Source organism: Arthrobacter parietis (assembly GCF_039530425.1).
Classification (GTDB): Bacteria; Actinomycetota; Actinomycetes; order Actinomycetales; family Micrococcaceae; genus Arthrobacter_D; species Arthrobacter_D parietis.
The window spans coordinates 102,231-121,029 of sequence record NZ_BAAAON010000003.1; the positions used below are offsets into that span (position 1 = coordinate 102,231).

Annotated in this window: 18 protein-coding genes; 6 read left to right on the forward strand and 12 right to left on the reverse strand. The window is 63.6% G+C overall.

Features of this window, described 5'->3' with window-relative positions; genetic code table 11:
- Nucleotides 1-13 precede the first annotated feature (13 nt).
- The 7 genes from ABFX19_RS12595 to ABFX19_RS12625 form a co-directional block, all read right to left on the reverse strand.
- Nucleotides 14-1,297: an ABC transporter permease gene (locus tag ABFX19_RS12595; RefSeq protein WP_277358177.1), complete on the reverse strand. Its 1,284-nt coding sequence runs from the start codon at nt 1,295-1,297 to the stop codon at nt 14-16.
- Entirely contained in the window at nt 1,294-2,595 is a 1,302-nt protein-coding gene (locus ABFX19_RS12600) for an ABC transporter permease (RefSeq protein WP_277358178.1), read from the reverse strand. Before ABFX19_RS12600 ends, ABFX19_RS12595 begins: the two co-directional genes overlap by 4 nt.
- Entirely contained in the window at nt 2,592-4,142 is a 1,551-nt protein-coding gene (locus ABFX19_RS12605) for an ABC transporter ATP-binding protein (RefSeq protein ID WP_346028473.1), read from the reverse strand. Before ABFX19_RS12605 ends, ABFX19_RS12600 begins: the two co-directional genes overlap by 4 nt.
- Nucleotides 4,143-4,317: 175 nt before the next feature.
- Nucleotides 4,318-5,391, reverse strand: coding sequence for a BMP family lipoprotein (locus ABFX19_RS12610; protein ID WP_428831052.1), 1,074 nt, complete (start codon nt 5,389-5,391; stop codon nt 4,318-4,320).
- A gap of 271 nt (nt 5,392-5,662) precedes the next feature.
- Nucleotides 5,663-6,685: an LLM class flavin-dependent oxidoreductase gene (locus tag ABFX19_RS12615; RefSeq protein WP_346028475.1), complete on the reverse strand. Its 1,023-nt coding sequence runs from the start codon at nt 6,683-6,685 to the stop codon at nt 5,663-5,665.
- Nucleotides 6,686-6,784: 99 nt separating this feature from the next.
- Nucleotides 6,785-7,930: an amidohydrolase gene (locus ABFX19_RS12620; protein WP_277358229.1), complete on the reverse strand. Its 1,146-nt coding sequence runs from the start codon at nt 7,928-7,930 to the stop codon at nt 6,785-6,787.
- A gap of 154 nt (nt 7,931-8,084) precedes the next feature.
- Nucleotides 8,085-9,206 carry a mannose-1-phosphate guanylyltransferase gene (locus ABFX19_RS12625; RefSeq protein WP_277358182.1) on the reverse strand — a complete coding sequence of 374 codons (1,122 nt, stop codon included), beginning with the start codon at nt 9,204-9,206 and terminating at the stop codon, nt 8,085-8,087.
- A gap of 215 nt (nt 9,207-9,421) precedes the next feature.
- Between ABFX19_RS12625 and sdhC the strand changes: the two genes are divergently transcribed.
- From sdhC to ABFX19_RS12645, 4 genes are all read left to right on the forward strand, one after another.
- A complete protein-coding gene (gene sdhC, locus ABFX19_RS12630) occupies nt 9,422-9,802 on the forward strand; it encodes a succinate dehydrogenase, cytochrome b556 subunit (RefSeq protein WP_056548914.1) in 381 nt (126 codons plus the stop codon).
- Between the two features lie 3 nt (nt 9,803-9,805).
- Nucleotides 9,806-10,273 carry a succinate dehydrogenase hydrophobic membrane anchor subunit gene (locus ABFX19_RS12635; protein ID WP_277358183.1) on the forward strand — a complete coding sequence of 156 codons (468 nt, stop codon included), beginning with the start codon at nt 9,806-9,808 and terminating at the stop codon, nt 10,271-10,273.
- A 72-nt stretch (nt 10,274-10,345) separates the two neighbouring features.
- Entirely contained in the window at nt 10,346-12,124 is a 1,779-nt protein-coding gene (sdhA, locus tag ABFX19_RS12640) for a succinate dehydrogenase flavoprotein subunit (protein WP_346028476.1), read from the forward strand.
- Nucleotides 12,124-12,912, forward strand: coding sequence for a succinate dehydrogenase iron-sulfur subunit (locus ABFX19_RS12645; protein ID WP_056548921.1), 789 nt, complete (start codon nt 12,124-12,126; stop codon nt 12,910-12,912). Before sdhA ends, ABFX19_RS12645 begins: the two co-directional genes overlap by 1 nt.
- Before the next feature lie 110 nt (nt 12,913-13,022).
- Here ABFX19_RS12645 and ABFX19_RS12650 read toward each other — a convergent pair whose 3' ends face one another.
- Genes ABFX19_RS12650 through ABFX19_RS12670 form a run of 5 tightly spaced genes read right to left on the reverse strand, consistent with a single transcriptional unit; the run spans nt 13,023 to nt 17,120 of the window.
- Nucleotides 13,023-14,078: a YihY/virulence factor BrkB family protein gene (locus tag ABFX19_RS12650; RefSeq protein ID WP_346028477.1), complete on the reverse strand. Its 1,056-nt coding sequence runs from the start codon at nt 14,076-14,078 to the stop codon at nt 13,023-13,025.
- 22 nt (nt 14,079-14,100) lie between these two features.
- On the reverse strand, nt 14,101-14,706 hold the full coding sequence (locus ABFX19_RS12655; protein ID WP_277358185.1) for a 2'-5' RNA ligase family protein: 606 nt from the start codon (nt 14,704-14,706) through the stop codon (nt 14,101-14,103).
- Nucleotides 14,707-14,710: 4 nt separating this feature from the next.
- Nucleotides 14,711-15,754, reverse strand: coding sequence for a tryptophan--tRNA ligase (gene trpS / locus ABFX19_RS12660; protein WP_277358186.1), 1,044 nt, complete (start codon nt 15,752-15,754; stop codon nt 14,711-14,713).
- Between the two features lies 1 nt (nt 15,755).
- Nucleotides 15,756-16,607, reverse strand: coding sequence for an exodeoxyribonuclease III (locus ABFX19_RS12665; protein WP_277358187.1), 852 nt, complete (start codon nt 16,605-16,607; stop codon nt 15,756-15,758).
- A gap of 21 nt (nt 16,608-16,628) precedes the next feature.
- The gene (locus tag ABFX19_RS12670) at nt 16,629-17,120 is read right to left on the reverse strand and encodes a hypothetical protein (protein ID WP_277358188.1); all 492 of its coding nucleotides are present in this window, start codon (nt 17,118-17,120) and stop codon (nt 16,629-16,631) included.
- 189 nt (nt 17,121-17,309) lie between these two features.
- On the opposite strand from ABFX19_RS12670, the gene ABFX19_RS12675 reads away from it, so the two are divergent.
- Both ABFX19_RS12675 and ABFX19_RS12680 read left to right on the forward strand, forming a co-directional pair.
- Nucleotides 17,310-18,083 carry a hypothetical protein gene (locus ABFX19_RS12675; protein WP_346028478.1) on the forward strand — a complete coding sequence of 258 codons (774 nt, stop codon included), beginning with the start codon at nt 17,310-17,312 and terminating at the stop codon, nt 18,081-18,083.
- 17 nt (nt 18,084-18,100) lie between these two features.
- Nucleotides 18,101-18,781 carry a class F sortase gene (locus ABFX19_RS12680; RefSeq protein ID WP_346028479.1) on the forward strand — a complete coding sequence of 227 codons (681 nt, stop codon included), beginning with the start codon at nt 18,101-18,103 and terminating at the stop codon, nt 18,779-18,781.
- Nucleotides 18,782-18,799: the final 18 nt, after the last annotated feature.

An 18,799-nucleotide genomic window follows, 5' to 3' on the forward strand; every position in this document is an offset into this window, starting at 1 on the left:
GGTTCCCATGGCTCTACTCCTTGACGTAGGGGATGCCGCCGGCTGCCGGCGGGCGGGACCGCCCCACCAGGCCTGCGACCGCCAGGATGGTCACGATATACGGCAGCATGGCCAGGAACTGGCTCGGGACGTCCGTCCCGATGATGGACAGGACAAAGCGCAGGTTGGTCGCGAAGCCGAACAGCAGGGCCGCGAAGAACGCGCCGATCGGGTTCCAGCGTCCGAAGATGAGCGCGGCGAGGGCAATATAGCCCTGACCCGCGGTCATGTCCCGGGTGAACGTGCTCACCGAAACCAGCGTGAAGAACGCACCTCCGAACCCGGCAACAGCACCGCCCAGGAGGACATTCCAGAACCGCGTGGCGTTGACCTTGATGCCCATGGTGTCCGCGGCCTGCGGGTGCTCGCCCACGGCCCGTACGCGCAGCCCCCACTTGGTGCGGTACAGCCCGAGCCAGATGATAATGACGGCGGCGTACATGAAGTAGCCGACGATGGTCTGCTGGAACAGGATCGGCCCGATGACCGGAATGTCCGCAAGCAGCGGGATGCGGATGTCCGGCAGGCTCGGCGGGGAGTTGAACGTTGCCGAGTCACGGCTCAGGAGCGTGGAAGCGAGGAAGCCGGTCAGTCCGGAAACCAGCACGTTCAGAACCACGCCGACAATGATCTGGTTCACCAGGTACTTGATGCTGAAGATCGCGAGGATCAGCGAGACCAGGACGCCGGCGAAGGCGGCGGCGATCAGTCCCACGTAGACGCTGCCGGACACCGATGCGGCAACGGCTGCGGCAAACGCTCCGGAGAGCAGCTGGCCCTCGATCGCGATGTTGACGACACCGACGCGCTCGCACAGTACCCCGGACAGCGATCCGAAGATCAGCGGGATGGCCAGCGTCACTGATCCTGCCACCAGGCCCGCTAGGGAGATGGTTGGGCGATCAGCAATCCCCACCACCCAGGTAAGGAATCCGACCACGAAGAGGAACGCGTAGGCGATGCCGGCCCAGCGGTTGATGCTCGCGCCGCGGCGCACCTGCAGGTATGAGTAGACCGTGATTGCGATGAGGGCGATGGCCACAACCCAGCCGACCACGTTCGCCGGCAGCGCGATGTCCGCGAGACGGAAGCGGTCGGAATCATCCGAGACCCGGAAGACAGCGGTGGTCGCCGGCCCGCCGAGTGCGAAGACGAACAACGCCAAAAGGGCTCCGACACCGAATCCGATCGGCGCCTTCCAGCTCCTGGTCGATGATCCCGTGACCCGTGAATCAGTCACCGATGCTGCGATGCTCATGCTGCACCTCCGGATGTGGTCGCCTTCTGGTTCTTGCGGGACGGCTTTTCCTTCCGGTCAATCCGGAAGATCGCCTTGACCAGCGGCGGCGCGGCGATGAAAAGGACAATGAGTGACTGCACCACGAGGACAATGTCGATCGGCGTGCCGGTGAGGGTCTGCATCTGCACGCCTCCCGCACGGAACGCACCGAACAGCACGCCCGCGAAGAACACACCCCACGGATGGGATCTGCCCAGCAGCGCAACGGTAATCGCATCGAACCCGAAGCTCGCCGCAATACCGCTGGTCAGCACCTGCTCGGTTCCTGCCACCTGCGCAACTCCGGCCAGGCCGGCGAGACCGCCGGCAAGCATCATGACGACGACGTAGCCTTTGGTCACGCTGATGCCCGCGGTGCGCGCAGCGAACGGGTTGGCGCCCACGGCGCGGAGTTCGAAGCCGACGGTGGACCGGTTCAGCAGCCACCAGACGCCGTAAGTTGCAGCGATCGCCACCAGGAAACCGAGGTGCAGGCGGAACTGCGGACCGAGGATCTGGGGGAACAGCGCCGTTTCGTCCAACCGCGGGCTGATCGGGTTAGCCGATCCCGGATTCTGGAAGGACGGGGTGGTCAGCAGATATCCGACCAGGTAGATGGCGATGTAGTTCAGCATGATGGTCACAATGACCTCGTGCGCACCGGTGCGCGCCTTGAGGATGCCGGGAATGAACCCCCAGAGGGCGCCGCCCACGAACCCAGCGAGGACAACGAAGACCAGATGCAGGCCGAAGGGCAGGTGCCAGGAGAATCCGATCCAGCCGGCAAACATGGCGCCGAGGATGATCTGCCCCTGTGCACCGATGTTGAACAGCCCGGCACGGAAGGCGACCGCCACGCCAAGGCCCGCGAGGATGAGCGGCGTTGCCACGGTGAAGGTCTCCGTGAGCGGGCGGAACATCAGGGCAAGGGAATCGGCGCGCGGGTTGAACACCGCACCCTGGAACAGCGCCACGTACGCGCTGCTTGCCGCTTCCCAGGCTGCCACGAGGGTGTCAGTAGGCCGGGTGAAGAAGTACGACGCAGCTGCGGCGACGTCCTCGTCCGTCAGCGCGATGAGAATCCCGCCGAGGACGATCGACAGCACGACGGCGAGAATCGCCACGAGCGAGGAGCCGGTGACAATGCTCTTCAGAATTCCGCGGCCGCGGTCCTCGGAGTCCTCGGGTGCCGGCGTTGTATCACCGGTGCCCGGTGCCGGCGGCGGCGCAGCAGTGTCCTCGGCCCCGGCTTCGGTACCCCTGTTCGCGGCGCTCATCGGTCTTCCTCCCCGGTTCCCCGGTGCTGGCCCTGTCCCAGGGCCTCTTCGGCCGTCATCCCGGCCATCATGAGTCCGAGCACGTCGCGCGACGTGTCGCCGGGCACCACGCCCATAAGTTCTCCTCCGTGCAGGACCGCAATGCGGTCCGCAAGTTCACTGATTTCATCGAGTTCGGTGGATACGATCATCACCGGTGTGCCGCTGTCGCGCTCTGTCACGATGCGTTTGTGCAGGAATTCGATCGAGCCGACGTCCACGCCGCGCGTGGGCTGGGAGGCAATAAAGAGGTTCAGCGGCCGTGACAGTTCCCGGGCCAGAACCACCTTCTGCTGGTTGCCGCCGGAGAGCGTGCTGACGGGCGCTTCGGCGCTCTGGGTCCGCACGTCGAACTCCGCGACTTTTTCCCGGGCATTCTTGAGGACCACTGACGGTTTCATGGCCAGTCCCTTGGCGAAGGGCGGCTCGTTGTACCAGTTCAGGATCATGTTCTCGGCGATCGAGAAACTGCCCACCAGGCCGTCCACCTTGCGGTCTTCAGGAACAAAACCCACGCCTTCGCGGATGATGTCCTTGACCTTCATTCCGAGCAGTTCCTTGCCGTTGAGCTGAATGGATCCCGAGGCATGCGGGTGCAGCCCGAGGATCGCTTCCGTGAGCTCCGTCTGGCCATTTCCCTGCACGCCGGCGACTGCCAGGATCTCGCCCTGTGAAATCTCGAAGCTGACGTTGTCCAGCAGATTTTGCCCACCGGGCCCGGGAACGGTGAGGTTGCGCACGGTGAAAGTGGTTTCACCGGGCTTGGCGGGCGCTTTGTTGAGGTTGAGACTGACCTGCCTGCCCACCATCATCGTGGCCAGTTCTCCGGTGCTGGCGGTGGGTTCAACCGTTCCGACGACGGCGCCCCTGCGGATCACCGTAATGACATCGGAGACTGCCTTCACTTCACGCAGCTTGTGCGAGATGAACACGATGGCCGTGCCTCCCGCCTTCAGCTCCTCGATGATCTGGATCAGTTCGTCGGTTTCCTGGGGAGTGAGCACGGCAGTGGGCTCATCCAGGATCAGCACCTCCGCCTTGCGGACCAATGCCTTGATGATCTCCACCCGCTGCTGCACGCCCACGGGGAGGTCTTCGACGAGGGCATCGGGATCAACGTCGAATCCGTAGCGGTCGGAGATCTCGCGGATGCGTGCGCGGGTCTTGTCGAGGTCGAGGATGCCGCCGGCCTTGGTGTGCTCATCGCCCAGCGCCACGTTCTCGGCGACCGTGAAGACCGGGATAAGCATGAAGTGCTGATGCACCATGCCGATACCGGCGGCCATGGCATCACCCGGCCCGCGGAAGGTGACCGGCTTTCCGTCCACCAGGATGCGCCCGTCACTGGGTTCATACAGTCCGTAGAGGACGTTCATGAGGGTCGACTTGCCGGCACCGTTCTCGCCGAGGAGGCAATGCACCTGGCCGGGGTTCACCACCAGATCGATATTGTCATTGGCAACAAGGGAGCCAAACCGTTTGGTGATTCCCTGCAGTTCGAGCTTCACAACCCCAACCAACCTGTCCTTTGTGGGAGCTGGGCAGCGACGGTGAGGAAACACCTCGTCCCGTCCGCCGGCGCCAGCATGCAGAATCAATTCAACCGTAACGCGAACGCGCCGCCCGCTCCTTGCAGGACCACAAGAACCATCCTGGGAGCGGGCGGCGCGTTTTCGAGCGGTGTTACTGGGGGCTTGCCTCGGACTCGACCGTGATCTCGCCGGAGATGATGCCTGCCTTAATCTCCTCAAGTTCAGCCTTCATCTCGTCGGAGACGGCTTCCTCCTGGTCGTGGAACGGGGCAAGTGCAACGCCGCCGTTCTCCAGGGTGCCGACGTACGGCTCGTTGCTGAAGTTGCCGTTGACGTCTTCGGTGATGACCTGCTCCACTGCTTCGCCCATGAGCTTCATGACGGAGCTGAGGATGTACTCGGTGCCGCTTTCAACGGTCTCGAAGCCGTCCGAGTCAACCCAGATCACCTTGTTGCTGCCGCCGTCTGCGTTGGCTTCCTCAACGGCCTCGATGGTGCCGAGGCCCACGGGTCCGGCCACCGGCATGATGATGTCCGCGCCCTCGTTGATGAAGTTCTGCGTGTTGGTCTTGCCTGCAGCCTGGTTGGAGAAGTCACCGATGAACGTGCCGGTCTGTGCTTCCTTGTCCCAGCCGAGGAGCTGGACGTCGGCGTCCTTCTGCTCGTTGTAGTAAGCAACACCTTCAGCAAACCCGTCCATGAAGATGGTCACGGTGGGGATCTGGATACCGCCGTAGGTGGCAACCTTGCCGGTCTCGGAGGTACCCGCGGCCAGGTAGCCAGCCATGAACGCGGCCTGCGCCGTGTCGTAGATGATCGGCTTGACGTTCGGCAGGTCGATCTGGTTGTCGTCAACGATGGCGAAGTTGGTCTCCGGGTTTGCTTCCGCTGCCTCGGCAGTGGTGGCAGACAGCAGGAAACCGACCGTGACGATCATGTCGCAACCCGAGGTGACCATGGAGTTCACGTTGGGAGTGAAGTCGGTCTCAGCCTGCGACTCTGCCTGCTGAATCTCGATGCCCAGCGATTCTTCGGCGGCCTTGATGCCCTCGTAGCTGGACTGGTTGAACGACTGATCGTCGAATCCGCCCGAGTCGGAAACGATGCAGCCGGTGTAGTCGGTTGCCTCGGCCGCGGGATCGGATCCGCCACCTTCGGTCTCGGCCGGCGGCGCGCCGCAGCCGGCCAGGAGAAGGGCCGCAGCCCCCAGTGCTGCAACGGACATGCCGGTGCGGCGCTGAATCAAGCTCCGTGAATTCTTCAATGTTCCTCCGATAAGAAGTAAGCCCACGAACAAGAGATCAATGAGTGTCCGTCTGCACTGCCCTGAAGCGGGGATACAAGCTCTGTTTTCATTGATGTTCGTGGCGCCGGTCCCGCCTCAAATTCGGGACTCGATGATGAAGCTTACTCTAACGCGGAGTGACCGGGCACACTACCAAAGCGCCGCCCGGTTTCTACATTGTTCAAGTTTTGTTACCAACGGGTAGGTAGACCTATCCGGCGGCTGGAGCTTGCGCCGGCACCCTGCCCCACACCTCCGCAATGGAAGTGAGGGAATCAATGCGGGAGTCGACGTCGTAGGTTGTTCCGGTGATCATGAGTTCCTGGACTCCCGTGAGTTCCACCAGCTCCTCCAGGCGCGCGGTCACCTGCTGGACAGTCCCGACCGCCTTGATTGCGGGCAGGTGATCGAGCATCATTTGCTCCTGGTCCGTGAAGGTGCGTTCGGCGGCCTCCTGGGGCGGTACGATCGGCGCCGGCCGGCCGGAACGCAGCGACAGCGCCATCACCCTCGCCGGTCCCGCAAGGTATTCGGCTTCTTCCGCGGTGGCGGCCGTCAGCGCCGACGTGGCCAGCATTGCGTACGGCTCCGCGAGGGCGGGCGAGGGTTGGAAGTTGGAGCGGTAGAGGCGCATGACCGCGGCCGGGTCCTCATTGCCAAAGTGGTGGGCGTAGCTGTAGCGCAGGCCGAGCATCCCCGCCAGCTGCGCGGAGTAGCCGCTCGAGCCGAGCAGCCACACATCGGGGAAGGACGACGCCGCCGGCGTGGCCGCCAGCCGCATTCCACGGTCAGGCGTCCGGTTGTCACCCAGGAGCGCGAGGACTTCGAGGACGTGCTGGGGGAACTCTTCGACGCCGAGCCCGTCGGTCTGGCGGCGCAGGGCCATGGCTGTCATCTGGTCCGTACCCGGTGCCCGGCCGATGCCGAGGTCGATCCTGCCGGGGTGCAGTGCCTCCAGCAGCGCGAACTGCTCTGCGACCACGAAGGGCGCATGGTTCGGCAGCATGACGCCGCCTGACCCCAGCCGGATCTGCGACGTCTTCGCTGCAAGGTGCGCAATCAGCACCGAAGGGCTCGTTGAGGCGACGGACGGCATGTTGTGGTGCTCGGCCACCCAGAAACGGGTCAGTCCCAGACGGTCTGCGGCCTGGGCAAGCCTCGTGCTGTCGGCAAGGGCATCGGAACTGGAACGACCGGATCCGACGGTAGCGAGGTCGAGGACGGACAGGGGCACGCGGGGACTGTTGGAGCTGCTCACGCTAGGTGGCAACCGCAGCGGGCCCGTGTGAATTCCCGGGCCCGATTCCCGGGCTTGGCCGACTAGCGCCGAAGACTAGTGCCGGAGACCGAGGACTGCCCGCATGGCGGCAGCTGCCATGACGCGCACGCCGCAGCCGATCGCCTGCTCATCAGGCCGGTAATCCCCGCGGTGCAGATCATAGGTTTCGCCGCCCGGGGTGCGGGTGCCGAGGCGCATCATGGCCCCGGGCACCTTCTGGGTCATCCAGGCGAAATCCTCCCCGCCCATTGACTGCGGGGTGAGGACCACTGAATCGGGGCCGAGTTCCGCGCGGGCGGCTGCCTCGATCAGCCCGGTCTCCGCCTCCGTGTTCACCACGGGCGGGACTCCCCTGGTGTGTTCGATCTTCACATCCACCCCGAACGGAGCAGCGAGTTGCCGCACGGTTTCATCCATGAGGTCGCCCGCCGCTTCCCAGGCCTCGCCGTCGAGGCACCGCATGGTGCCGGACATGAAGCCGTGCGCCGGGATGGCGTTGGGAGCGGAGCCGGCGTGCATCTGGCCCCACACCACTGAGACGGCGCTGCGCACATCGATACGCCGGGACAGGACGGCCGGGACATTGGCCGCGATATGCGCGAGGGCGAAGACGAGGTCCTCGGTGAGATGCGGCCGGGACGTGTGCCCGCCGCGTCCGCTGAGCTCCACGCGGACGGTATCCGACGCCGAGGTGATGGCGCCGATGCGGGTTCCCACCAGTCCGACGTCAATACGCGGATCGCAGTGCAGCGCAAGAATCCGGGGAACTTCGGAGAGGACTCCCTGGGCGATCACGTCCAGGGCTCCACCCGGCATGGTCTCTTCAGCGGGTTGAAAGATCACCCGCACCCGGCCGCCCAGCGGAGTTTCCGCGTCGATCTTCGCCAGCACCAACGCAACCCCCAGCATGACGGTGGTGTGGATGTCATGGCCGCACGAGTGGGCGATGCCCGTCGAGCCAGAGGCGTAGGGCAGCCCGGTCTCCTCAAGAATGGGCAGGGCGTCGATGTCTGCCCGCAGGCCGATCCGGATGTCACCTTCACCGATGTCCACGTACAGGCCAGTTTCCTCGAGGCGTTGCGGCCTCAGTCCGGCCGCCTCCAGCCGCTCAACGAGCCGGTCAGTGGTGCGGTACTCCTTGTGGGACAGTTCCGGATGGTTGTGGAGATCGCGCCGAAACCCCGTCAGCTCATCCAGCATCGGAGCGGTCCACACACCGATGTGTGGGACTACGGGAGCTTCAGTGGAAGTTTTCTGCACTTCACCAGCGTAACGAACCTGCGGACAGCCGCTTCAACCCCGCGTCATTGAGCGACTCGCAGCTCCGTTGACCGCGACCGTCCGAAGCGTGCAGTCAGAGGACGTCGACGTCACCGCTGGCGCGCAACGACTCCACCGCCTTCTTCACTTCCTGCGCGTGTTCCTTGGTTGTCACCAGAAGTGCGTCGGGAGTGTCCACAATAACGACGTCGTCAATTCCGATCAGCGCGATCACACGCTTGGTATCCGACACCACAATTCCCGACGCGTTCTCAGAGAAGACACGTGCACCCTCTCCCATGACGGTGAGTTCACTGTTCTCCATGGCCGGGTTGAGGCGGCCGATCGCGGCGAAGTCACCGACGTCATCCCAGCTGAAATTGCCGGGAATCATGGCTACATCTCCGGCCGCTGCAGCGGGTTCGGCAACGGCGTAGTCGATCGCGATCTTCGGCAGGGTGGGCCAGACGCGGGCTGCAACTTCGTTGCGGGACCGGGTGTCCCACGCGGCGGCGATTTCCATGAGGCCGGCGTAGAGCACGGGCTCATTCGCTTCTAAGTGCTTGAGCATGAGCGCCACCGGAGCCACGAACATGCCCGCGTTCCAGCTGTACTTACCGCTGTCGATGTACTCCCGGGCAACTGCCACCGAGGGCTTCTCCACGAACTCGATCACCGAATGGGCACTCGGCGCCGCGTCGATCTTCAGCGGCTCTCCGGCCCGGATATAGCCGAACCCCGTGGATGGATGGGTAGGCAGGATCCCGATGGTCACGATGTAGCCCTCAGCAGCGGTATGGACGGCTTCGCGGACCGCTGCCTGGAAATCTTCGGCGGGCGCGATCACTGCGTCCGCTGCGAAGGAGCCCATGATGATTTCCGGATCCCGGTGATAGAGAATTGCCGCGGCCAGGCCGATCGCGGCGGCCGAATCCTTTGGCTCACTCTCCAGGACGAGGTCCGGGTCCTTCAGCTCCGGCAGCTGCGCGCGCACAGCCCTGCGGTGCGCCTTGCCCGTGACGACCATGATCCGCTTGCCGCTGAGCGGCTGCAGCCTCTCGTAGGTTGCCCGGATCAGGGTGCTGCCGGAGCCGGTCAGGTCATGCAGGAATTTCGGTGCGGCCGCACGGGACAGCGGCCACAGCCGCGTGCCGGTTCCGCCTGCCGGGATTACACCGTGGAAGCGGTCCAGGGGGCTGTGCTCATGAGTACTCATCGCTCCCACATTAACCCAGCGGGAACACAGCGCTTCAACCGCCCCGCATATCACTTGTAACAACCCTCTGTTAACAAGGTCACAACGTAGGGCTGCCTAAATTGAACACCCCATCGGCCGGGCCTAGATTAGGCTTGTGGAAAGAGTGCTCTCGCGGGGCGACATTCCAGCGTTGAAGACGCGCTAACGCCCCTGCGACACAGGGAGGTTTTTCAGTGTCGAAGACACCAGCAGGCACCCTCTACCGCGGCCGTGAAGGCCAGTGGTCCTGGGTTGCGCATCGTATTACCGGCGTCGTGATCTTTTTCTTTCTACTCGTGCATGTGCTGGACACCTCTTTGGTGCGGGTTTCGCCCGAGGCCTATGACGCCGTTATCGAGTCGTACAAGAATCCCATCATGGGTCTCGGAGAACTGGGACTGGTAGGCGCCATTGTCTTCCACGCGTTCAATGGCCTCCGCGTTGTCCTGGTGGACTTCTGGAAGAAGGGCCCCCGGTACCAGCGCCAGATGCTGTGGGCCGTCGTCGGGCTCTGGGCAGTCACCATGATCGCCTTCTCCATCCGCCATCTCGCCGTTGTTTTCGGAGGTCACTAAGCCATGGCTGCTCCCGTCGTTGAATCTCCCCGTTCCGGACGCATTTCACCGCAGTACCGGCGCAGCGGCAGTTCCAAGGGAAACTTCGAGATGTTCGCATGGTTGTTCATGCGGCTCTCGGGTGTGGTCCTTGTGGTGCTGATCTTCGTCCACCTGTGGACCAGCCTCATCGCCGGAGACGGCATTGAGGGCGTTGACTTCGGCTTCGTCGCCGGCAAGTGGGCGGATCCGCTGTGGCAGGTCTGGGACCTCGTCATGCTCTGGCTCGCCATGCTCCACGGCACCAACGGTGTCCGCGTCATCATCAATGACTACGCGGAAAAGGACTCCACCCGGTTCTGGCTGAAGAACGTGCTGTACGTCTCCACGGTCGTCATCGTTGTGCTCGGCACCCTCGTGATCTTCACCTTCGATCCGTGCCCTGTGGTCAACGGAGTCCCGCACGTCGCCGACTACTGCCCGGCGCCGTAATTTTTCGGCCGCTGGTCGCCAAGGCACCAGGGCGGTCCGCTTCACCACCAGTTTCAACAGAAAGAGCACAGTATGCAGGTCCATAAGTACGACGTCGTTATTGTGGGCGCAGGTGGCGCCGGCATGCGCGCCGCGATTGAATCCGGCCAGCGCGCAAGGACGGCTGTACTGACCAAGCTCTACCCCACCCGTTCACACACGGGTGCGGCGCAGGGTGGCATGTGCGCCGCCCTCGCCAACGTCGAGGAAGACAACTGGGAATGGCACACCTTCGACACCGTGAAGGGCGGCGATTATCTGGTTGACCAGGACGCCGCTGAGGTCATGGCGAAGGAAGCAATCGACGCCGTGCTGGACCTCGAGAAGATGGGCCTGCCGTTCAACCGCACGCCCGAGGGCCGCATTGACCAGCGCCGCTTCGGAGGTCACACCCGGGACCACGGAAAGGCCCCTGTCCGGCGCTCCTGTTACGCCGCTGACCGCACGGGTCACATGATCCTGCAGACGCTGTACCAAAACTGCGTGAAGCACAACGTCGAGTTCTTCAATGAGTACTACGTACTCGACATGCTGACGGTGGACGAGGAGTTCACCGTAGACGGCGTAACACGCATCCGGAAGCGGGTTGCCGGCGTCGTCTCCTATGACCTCGCCACCGGTGAGCTGCACGTCTTCCAGGCCAAGTCGGTTGTCTTCGCGACCGGCGGTGTCGGCAAGGTCTACAAGACCACCTCCAACGCGCACACGCTGACCGGCGACGGCATGGGCATTGCCTTCCGCCGCGGTATCCCACTGGAGGACATGGAGTTCTTCCAGTTCCACCCCACCGGCCTGGCCGGGCTCGGGATCCTGCTCTCCGAGGCGGCCCGCGGCGAGGGCGCAATCCTTCGCAACTCCGAGGGTGAGCGTTTCATGGAGCGGTATGCTCCCACCATCAAGGACCTCGCACCCCGTGACATCGTGGCGCGTTCCATGGCCAACGAGGTGCGCGAGGGTCGCGGCGCCGGGCCCAACAAGGACTACGTCCTCCTGGACCTGACGCACCTCGAACCAGCGCACATCGACGCAAAGCTGCCGGACATCACGGAGTTTGCCCGTACCTACCTGGGCGTGGAACCGTACACCGAGCCGGTGCCCGTGTTCCCGACCGCGCACTATGCAATGGGCGGTATCCCCACCAACATCAAGGCTGAGGTTCTGCAGCACAATGACACCGTTGTCCCCGGCCTCTACGCCGCGGGTGAGGTTGCCTGCGTTTCCGTTCACGGCTCCAACCGCCTCGGGACCAACTCGCTGCTGGATATCAACGTCTTCGGCAAGCGTGCGGGAATCGCCGCGGCTGAGTACGCCGTCACAGCCGAGTTCGTTGAGATCCCGGACAACCCGCTGGTCGAGACCGAGCGTCTGCTGGACACCATGCGCAGCTCAGAGGGCGGCGAGCGCGTTGCCCAGATCCGCCAGGAACTGCAGGACATCATGGACGCCAACGTCCAGGTGTTCCGTACCGAACAGACCCTCAAGGAAGCCCTCGAGGTCATTGACAAACTTGAGGAGCGCTACACCCGCGTCACTGTCCAGGACAAGGGCAAGCGTTTCAACCTTGACCTGCTGGAAGCCGTTGAGCTCGGGTTCCTGCTGGATATGGCCAAGGTCATGACGGCAGCTGCCCTGCATCGCCAGGAATCCCGCGGCGGCCACTTCCGCGAGGACTACCCCGAGCGTGATGATGAGAATTTCATGACCCATTCCATGGCCTACAAGGATCCCTCCGCCACTGAAACCAGCGGGGTACGCCTTGAGACCAAACCGGTAGTCTTCACCCGTTACCAGCCCATGGAGCGTAAGTACTGATGAGCACCGAAACAGTCGAAAAAGAACCGGCCTCGAAGGTTGACCTGGCACCCGGAGTAGGTGGCGGAGGTGAGATTCCAACCTTCGACATCACCCTCAAGGTGCGGCGTTACAACCCCGAGGTCTCTGATGACGCGCACTGGGACGAGTGGAAGCTCACCATGTACGGCACGGACCGCGTCCTGGATGCTTTGCACAAGGTGAAGTGGGAGCATGACGGCACCGTTTCGTTCCGCCGTTCCTGCGCGCACGGCGTCTGCGGTTCCGATGCCATGCGCATCAACGGCCGCAACAGGCTGGCGTGCAAAACCCTGCTGAAGGATTTGGACACCTCCAAGCCCATCCTGGTCGAACCGATCAAGGGCCTGCCGGTGGAGAAGGACCTCATTGTCGACATGGAACCGTTCTTCCAGTCGTACCGCGAGATCATGCCCTTCCTCATCAACCGCGGCCACGAGCCAACCCGGGAGCGCCTGCAGTCGTCGGAGGAGCGCGAGCGGTTCGATGACACCACCAAGTGCATCCTCTGCGCAGCGTGCACTTCATCCTGCCCGGTCTTCTGGACAGACGGCCAGTACTTCGGGCCGGCGGCCATCGTCAACGCACACCGCTTCATCTTTGACTCACGCGACGACGCCGGCGACATGCGTCTGGAGATCCTCAATGACAAGGAAGGTGTGTGGCGCTGCCGCACCACCTTCAACTGCACAGAGGCGTGCCCGCGCGGCATTCAGGTCACGCAGGCGATCGCCGAGGTCAAGCAGGCCATCCTGTCCCGCAAGGTCTAAAAGCGCTTCTACTGCGGACGAAACGGCGCGGCTACCGAAAGGTGGCCGCGCCGTCGTCGTTCCCGGAAGTTTTGCGCAGCTCAGGCGACTTCGACGCCGGCCAAGTCGCTTTAGGTGCCCGAAAGTTCCGAGGTTTTAGCCGCCGCCGCCCTGCTGCGCTGGCGCAGGGACCGTGCGCGGCCGCCGCGTGCGCGGGAGCGGGCGGACTGGGCATCTGCCGCACCGATGGCGCCCCAAGCCGTTGCCAGCAGGTAGACCTGGCTCAGCAGGAAGAACCAGACAAACAGCCCGATGATGACGGCGAAGGGAGCGAGCAGCGGGTTGCGGTCCACTCCGGCCAGCAGGAGGGTGCTGAAGGTCCGCAGGACGGTGCTGCCCACTCCCGCGATGAGGGCAGACTGAAACAGGACGGCCCGGGGCATCTGGATGGCGGAGGCCGAGTGGAACAGGATGACTGCGACGAGGGTATCCAGCAGGAGCGTGACCGTCGTGCCTGCGATTTGCGTCAACGGTTTGGCAGCACTATCCAGGCCCAGCCATTGAAGGACCAGATCCAGGACGGTATTGGCAATCAGCCCGACAGCGGTGGTGACGATGAGCGCCACCGCAAGCACAAGCAGAATCCCAAGGTCCTTGAGCTTGACCAGGATGGGATTCGCCTGGACCGCGGGCAGGTCGAAGATACCGCGCATCCCCTCGCGTACGCCCCCGATCCAGCGCAGCGACGTGAAGAGCATGACAACCGTTGAGATGAGCAGGGCGAGGCTGAGCCCGGACTCCAGGTCGAAGAGCTCTTCGGTTGTGGCGAACCCGGTGCTGCTGGTGCCCTCCCCGTCAGTGTCGATGAGCCCGGGTGTGGTTCGGTCCACTGCACGGACGATCATCTGTTGCAATTCGGTGTTCCCGGCGACTACCAGCCCTGCGATTGAGAAACCAACAACCAGTAATGCGGCAATGGCGAAAAACATGTTGTAGGCGATCCCTGCGGCCATGAGCGGACCGTGGCGACTGGTGTAGAGCTGGAAAGCCCGCATGGGACGGAAAGCGTTCAGCTTGGCCAGCAGATACTGGAAGGTGGCCAGAAGAACGGGTGCTCCCCCGCCCTTTTCCCGCCGGGCCCGGCCGAGATCGCGGCGGGCTTGCAGAACCTTCAGCTTGAGCTTCATCCGCTCCGTTGGGAACGGGTTATCAGGCGCCCGGTTTTTCGCCGGCGGTAGCGTTCTGGCCAAAAGCGAGCTCTTCCCGTAGTTTCCACACGCCCGTGACGTCGTGCTCGTACAGTCCCATGGTACGTACCGTAAAGGATGCCTCGAAGTCGTCGAGCTGCACCTCGGCCGAATCCATGTTGGCTTCGCTTACGTCATGGGCCACGGTGACGTGTGGGTGGAAGGGGTACTCGAGGTCGCGGGCGAGGGGCCCGGCCTGTAGCCGCCGGTGCAGGTCAACGCAGGAATCAAAACCCTCGGTGACATTGATGAAGACCACAGGGGTGAGCGGACGGAACGTGCCGGTGCTTTTCAGGGTGACCGTGAAGGAACTTTGCGCGGAGGCCACCTCACGCACGTGGGCGATGGTCGACGGCCAGTCCGCGGCCGGGGTGGTGGTGATCAGCGTGATGTGCGGTGGGACGAGAGCAGCCATCGGATCGCCGAAGGAGGCCCGCCAGCGTTCGAGCTCGCCTGCAATGGGCTCCGGAAGGGCGATGACCACTCCCACGAGCTTGCCCTCCACAGCACGCCGGCCCACTACGTAGGTCGGTTGGTGCTGCTCGGTGTCGCTGAGGGGGTGGCTCATGATCCTAGAAGGCACCCGCCGGTCCGCGTCCGCGCGCAGGGAGGAAACCTACTTTGGAGAACACATCTGCCAGCGTAACCGACGCAATTTCCCGCGCCTTTTCCTCGCCTACCGCGAGCAGCCGGTCAAGCTCGCCCGGATCGCCGAGCAGCTCCAGCGCGCGTGCCCGCACAGGCTCAAGGCGATCAACCACCACGTCCGCAAGCTCCACCTTCAGGTGACCGTACATCCGGCCCTCAAAATGCCCGACGACGTCCTCCAGGCTCTTCCCCGTCATCAGTGAATAGATGGAGAGCAGGTTGGAGACGCCCGGCTTCTCCTCGCGATCGAAGCGAATTTCCGTGCCGTCATCCGTCACTGCCGATTTAATGCGCTTGGCGGTGACTTTCGGTTCATCCATGATGTTGATCAGTCCCGCCGCGGAGCTTGCGGACTTGGACATCTTGGCGGTCGGATTCTGCAGGTCATAAATTTTGGCCGACTCCTTCTGGATGAACGGCTTGGGAACCACGAACGTCTCTCCGAATCGCGTATTGAAGCGCTGCGCGAGGTCCCGGCTCAACTCAATATGCTGGCGCTGGTCCTCACCGACGGGAACGCCTTCCGGCTGGTACAGCAGGATGTCCGCGGCCTGCAGGATGGGGTAGGTGAACAGGCCTACCGACGTGGAATCGGTGCCCTGCTTGAGCGACTTGTCCTTGAACTGGGTCATGCGGGAGGCCTCGCCGAACCCGGTAATGCAGTTCAGCACCCAGGCCAGCTGCGCGTGTTCAGGCACGTGTGACTGCACGAAGAGCGTGCACTTGTCCACATCCACACCGCCGGCAATGTACTGCGCGGCGGTCAACCTGGTGCGTTCAGCGAGCTCCGCCGGATCCTGCGGCACGGTAATGGCGTGGAGGTCGGGAATGAAGTAGATCGCGTCATAGGAGTCCTGCATCCGAACCCACTGCACGAGGGCTCCGAGGTAGTTGCCCAGGTGGAGGGAACTGCCCGAGGGCTGCATACCGGACAGAACCCGCTGACGTGTCGCTGTGGAGGAGGTCATATCAGTCCTGTGGTTGTAAGAGCTTGTAGTCGACGACGAGCGGCGCGTGATCCGAAAAGCGCGCTTCCCAGGAGTGGGCTCGATCGACGACGGCGGTGGTGGCGGCTGTTGCCAGTTCAGGGGTGGCGAGGTGGTAGTCGATGCGCCAGCCGGCGTCGTTGTCGAAAGCCTTGCCGCGCCAGGACCACCAGGTGTAGGGGCCGTCAACGTCCCCGGCAAGGTCACGGTGGACATCAACCCAGCCCACCGCATCGCTGAAGAAATGATCGAAGTAGGCGCGTTCCTCCGGCAGGAAGCCTGCCTTCTTCAGGTTGCCCTTCCAGTTCCGGATATCCCGGGTGGTGTGTCCGACGTTGAGGTCTCCCACCACCAGGGCGTGGTCGCGGGTGCCGCGCAGCTCGGTGAGCCGCGCCGACATCAGGTCGAGGAACCGGTACTTGTCCTGCTGCTGCGGCGAGTCCGCCTCCCCTGAGTGCACGTAGGCGCTGACCACGCTGAGGGTGGTTCCGTCCAGGTCGAAATCAGCTTCCACCCAGCGACCAGCGGAGGCGAAGTACTCGTCACCGATGTGCTCGCGGGTCTCCGTGGGCTCCAGACGGGAAGCGACGGCGACGCCGGCACGGCCCTTGGCCGCGGCCTCAGAGTGCAGAATGTGCCAGGAGTCCCCAAGGAGCTCCCGCACCACCTTGTCCGGTGCACGAACCTCCTGGAGGCACAGGATGTCGATGTCCCTGTCCTCAAGCCACTCCTGCATTCCCCGTCGGTAGGCTGCGCGGATTCCGTTTACGTTCACGGTGGCAATACGAAGGGCTTCTGGGTGCTTGCTGCTTATCAGGGTTTGTGCCGAACTCACCCGATCAACCTTACCGGAGCGCTAGTCGACGACAGTGCCCTCAACCGGACCGTCGTCGTCGTTTTTCATCATGCTGCGGGCATTGTGGGAAGTGATCTCGATGGTTTCCAGCGCACGGTCCACCATGCCCTGGTCCGTGCCGAGATGATCGCGGATCACGCGGGCCTGGACCTGGACGATCTTGAAGCTGTGATCGAGCTTCTGATCCCTCATTGCGGCGCTTGTACCGGCCGGGCCTCCGCCCGCCATGCCCCCGCCGGCGGCCCTGTTGAACTCGTCGATCCGGGCGCTCGCCTTGCGTGCGGCAGAGCGCACCGTAAACACCACGAAGCTGAAAATCAGCAGCCACCCAAGGGAGATGATCACCACCAGCCAACCGACGACGTCGTTTTCGTTGGCCGCGAAGACCACAGCCACCAAAAACACCACCAACATGATGGCCATCCCCACGCCGCCCATACGCAGGCTCAGTCCCTTGCCCGCGGTTTTTCCAGAAGTTCCCAGTGGTTGCATGCCTCCATTGTCGCAAACCGGCAGCATGGGTATGGCTGCTTCCACCACTGGCGAAAAGGGAGTCCCGGCACCCGAAGGAGGCGGACAGAAATTTAATTCAGATCACACCCATCCGTGATGCAACCCACGCCGAACTAAGGTCATGCGCACCCCATTCGGTGCGCGCCCCATTCGCACCATGGAGGAATCATGAACAAGAAAGCTCTTTTCGCAGTCCCGACCCTCGCTATGGGTCTGTTGGCAATGGGCGGCGCACCCGCCATGGCTGCCCACGCCGATGGAACGTACACGTCCCAGCTGGGCCAGCTCAACGGCACAACCGGTACCGGCAACATCACGGTGACCATCAATGACAAGCAGGCAACGGTCAGCCTGCAGGTTTCCGGCCTCGCCGAGACCTTCATGGACGGACCCTACCCGCACGTCCAGCACATCCACGGCGGCGCCGAGGGCACCTGCCCCACGCCTGCTGCTGATGCTGACGGCAACGAGATCGTGGACACCACCGAAGGTGCTCCTTTCTACGGTGACATTCTGACCACGCTGGGCACCAGCGGAGACACCAGCCCGGCTGCAGGTCTTGACCTTGCACTGGGTGGCCAGGGCGGTACCTACACCATCGAGCGCACCTTCGAAATGAATGACGCAACCCTGGACGCGCTTGACGCCGGAACCGCTGTTGTAGTGGTTCACGGTCTGGATCCGGCAACGGCAACGGGAACCGAAGAAGCCTTCTCCTCCCCGAGCAACCTGAACCCGGACCTGCCGCTCGGCGCAACCTCGCCTGCTCTGTGTGGCACCCTGGTTGCTTCACAGATGGGCGCAATGCCTGAGGGTGGCGCTGACACCGGCGTTGCTCAGGAGACCGGCTCCAACCTGGGCATGATCGCCCTCGGTGGCGGCCTGGTTCTGGCAGCAGCAGCCGGCGGCACCTACGCTGTCCGTCGCTCAACCACCAAGTAAAGGACTGATCTGATCTCATGATCAGCTCCAACTCCGGCCGCCGCAGAAGCTTTGCAGTTTCTGCGGCGGCCGCCCTTTTGATACTCACCGGTTGCGGCACAGGCACCGGCAGCGAGGGTGCTCAGGCCCCAACGACGACGACGGCGCCGGCTACCTCCGTGCCGGCAACACCGGCCCCTTCCGCGAGCCCCGAAACGTCCCCCTCCGCGGAGCCTTCCCAGACACCCGCCCTTCCGCCGGTGCTGGAAGCTTCCGAACCGGTCTCCTTCTCGATACCCACCATCGAAGCGGGTTCCGAACTGCTCTCGCTTGGGCTACGGGAAAACGGGTCCCTGGAAGTGCCGCCGGACGGACCCGGAGCACCAGCCAGTTGGTACAACCAGTCCCCCACGCCCGGCGAGCGCGGACCGGCTGTCTTGCTGGGCCATGTCAACGCCACCGGCGGCGGCCCCGGCGTCTTTGCGGACCTCAGGGCGCTGAAGGCCGGCGACCTCATCGAGGTCAAGCGCAAGGATGGGTCCACCGCCACTTTCGCAGTGACCAAGGGCGAGCAGTACCCGAAGGACAACTTCCCGACCCAGAAGGTGTATGGGAACACCGAGGGCGCCGAGCTCCGGCTCATCACCTGTGACGGCTATGATCCGGAAACCGGGCTCTTCGACGACAACTACGTGGTGTACGCCGAACTGGTCACCTGAGGGTCCGTTAGCAAGCCG

Bases quoted from the DNA above. Each gene is read 5' to 3' on its own strand.
- ABFX19_RS12625 (WP_277358182.1), bottom strand. From the start codon at position 9,206: ATGAGTACTCATGAGCACAGCCCCCTGGACCGCTTCCACGGTGTAATC.
- ABFX19_RS12680 (WP_346028479.1), top strand. From the start codon at position 18,101: ATGATCAGCTCCAACTCCGGCCGCCGCAGAAGCTTTGCAGTTTCTGCG.
- ABFX19_RS12595 (WP_277358177.1), bottom strand. From the start codon at position 1,297: ATGAGCATCGCAGCATCGGTGACTGATTCACGGGTCACGGGATCATCG.
- ABFX19_RS12610 (WP_428831052.1), bottom strand. From the start codon at position 5,391: ATGTCCGTTGCAGCACTGGGGGCTGCGGCCCTTCTCCTGGCCGGCTGC.
- trpS (WP_277358186.1), bottom strand. From the start codon at position 15,754: ATGACCTCCTCCACAGCGACACGTCAGCGGGTTCTGTCCGGTATGCAG.
- ABFX19_RS12635 (WP_277358183.1), top strand. From the start codon at position 9,806: ATGGCTGCTCCCGTCGTTGAATCTCCCCGTTCCGGACGCATTTCACCG.
- ABFX19_RS12675 (WP_346028478.1), top strand. From the start codon at position 17,310: ATGAACAAGAAAGCTCTTTTCGCAGTCCCGACCCTCGCTATGGGTCTG.
- ABFX19_RS12670 (WP_277358188.1), bottom strand. From the start codon at position 17,120: ATGCAACCACTGGGAACTTCTGGAAAAACCGCGGGCAAGGGACTGAGC.
- ABFX19_RS12620 (WP_277358229.1), bottom strand. From the start codon at position 7,930: ATGCTGGATGAGCTGACGGGGTTTCGGCGCGATCTCCACAACCATCCG.
- ABFX19_RS12600 (WP_277358178.1), bottom strand. From the start codon at position 2,595: ATGAGCGCCGCGAACAGGGGTACCGAAGCCGGGGCCGAGGACACTGCT.
- ABFX19_RS12645 (WP_056548921.1), top strand. From the start codon at position 12,124: ATGAGCACCGAAACAGTCGAAAAAGAACCGGCCTCGAAGGTTGACCTG.
- ABFX19_RS12655 (WP_277358185.1), bottom strand. From the start codon at position 14,706: ATGAGCCACCCCCTCAGCGACACCGAGCAGCACCAACCGACCTACGTA.
- ABFX19_RS12650 (WP_346028477.1), bottom strand. From the start codon at position 14,078: ATGAAGCTCAAGCTGAAGGTTCTGCAAGCCCGCCGCGATCTCGGCCGG.
- sdhA (WP_346028476.1), top strand. From the start codon at position 10,346: ATGCAGGTCCATAAGTACGACGTCGTTATTGTGGGCGCAGGTGGCGCC.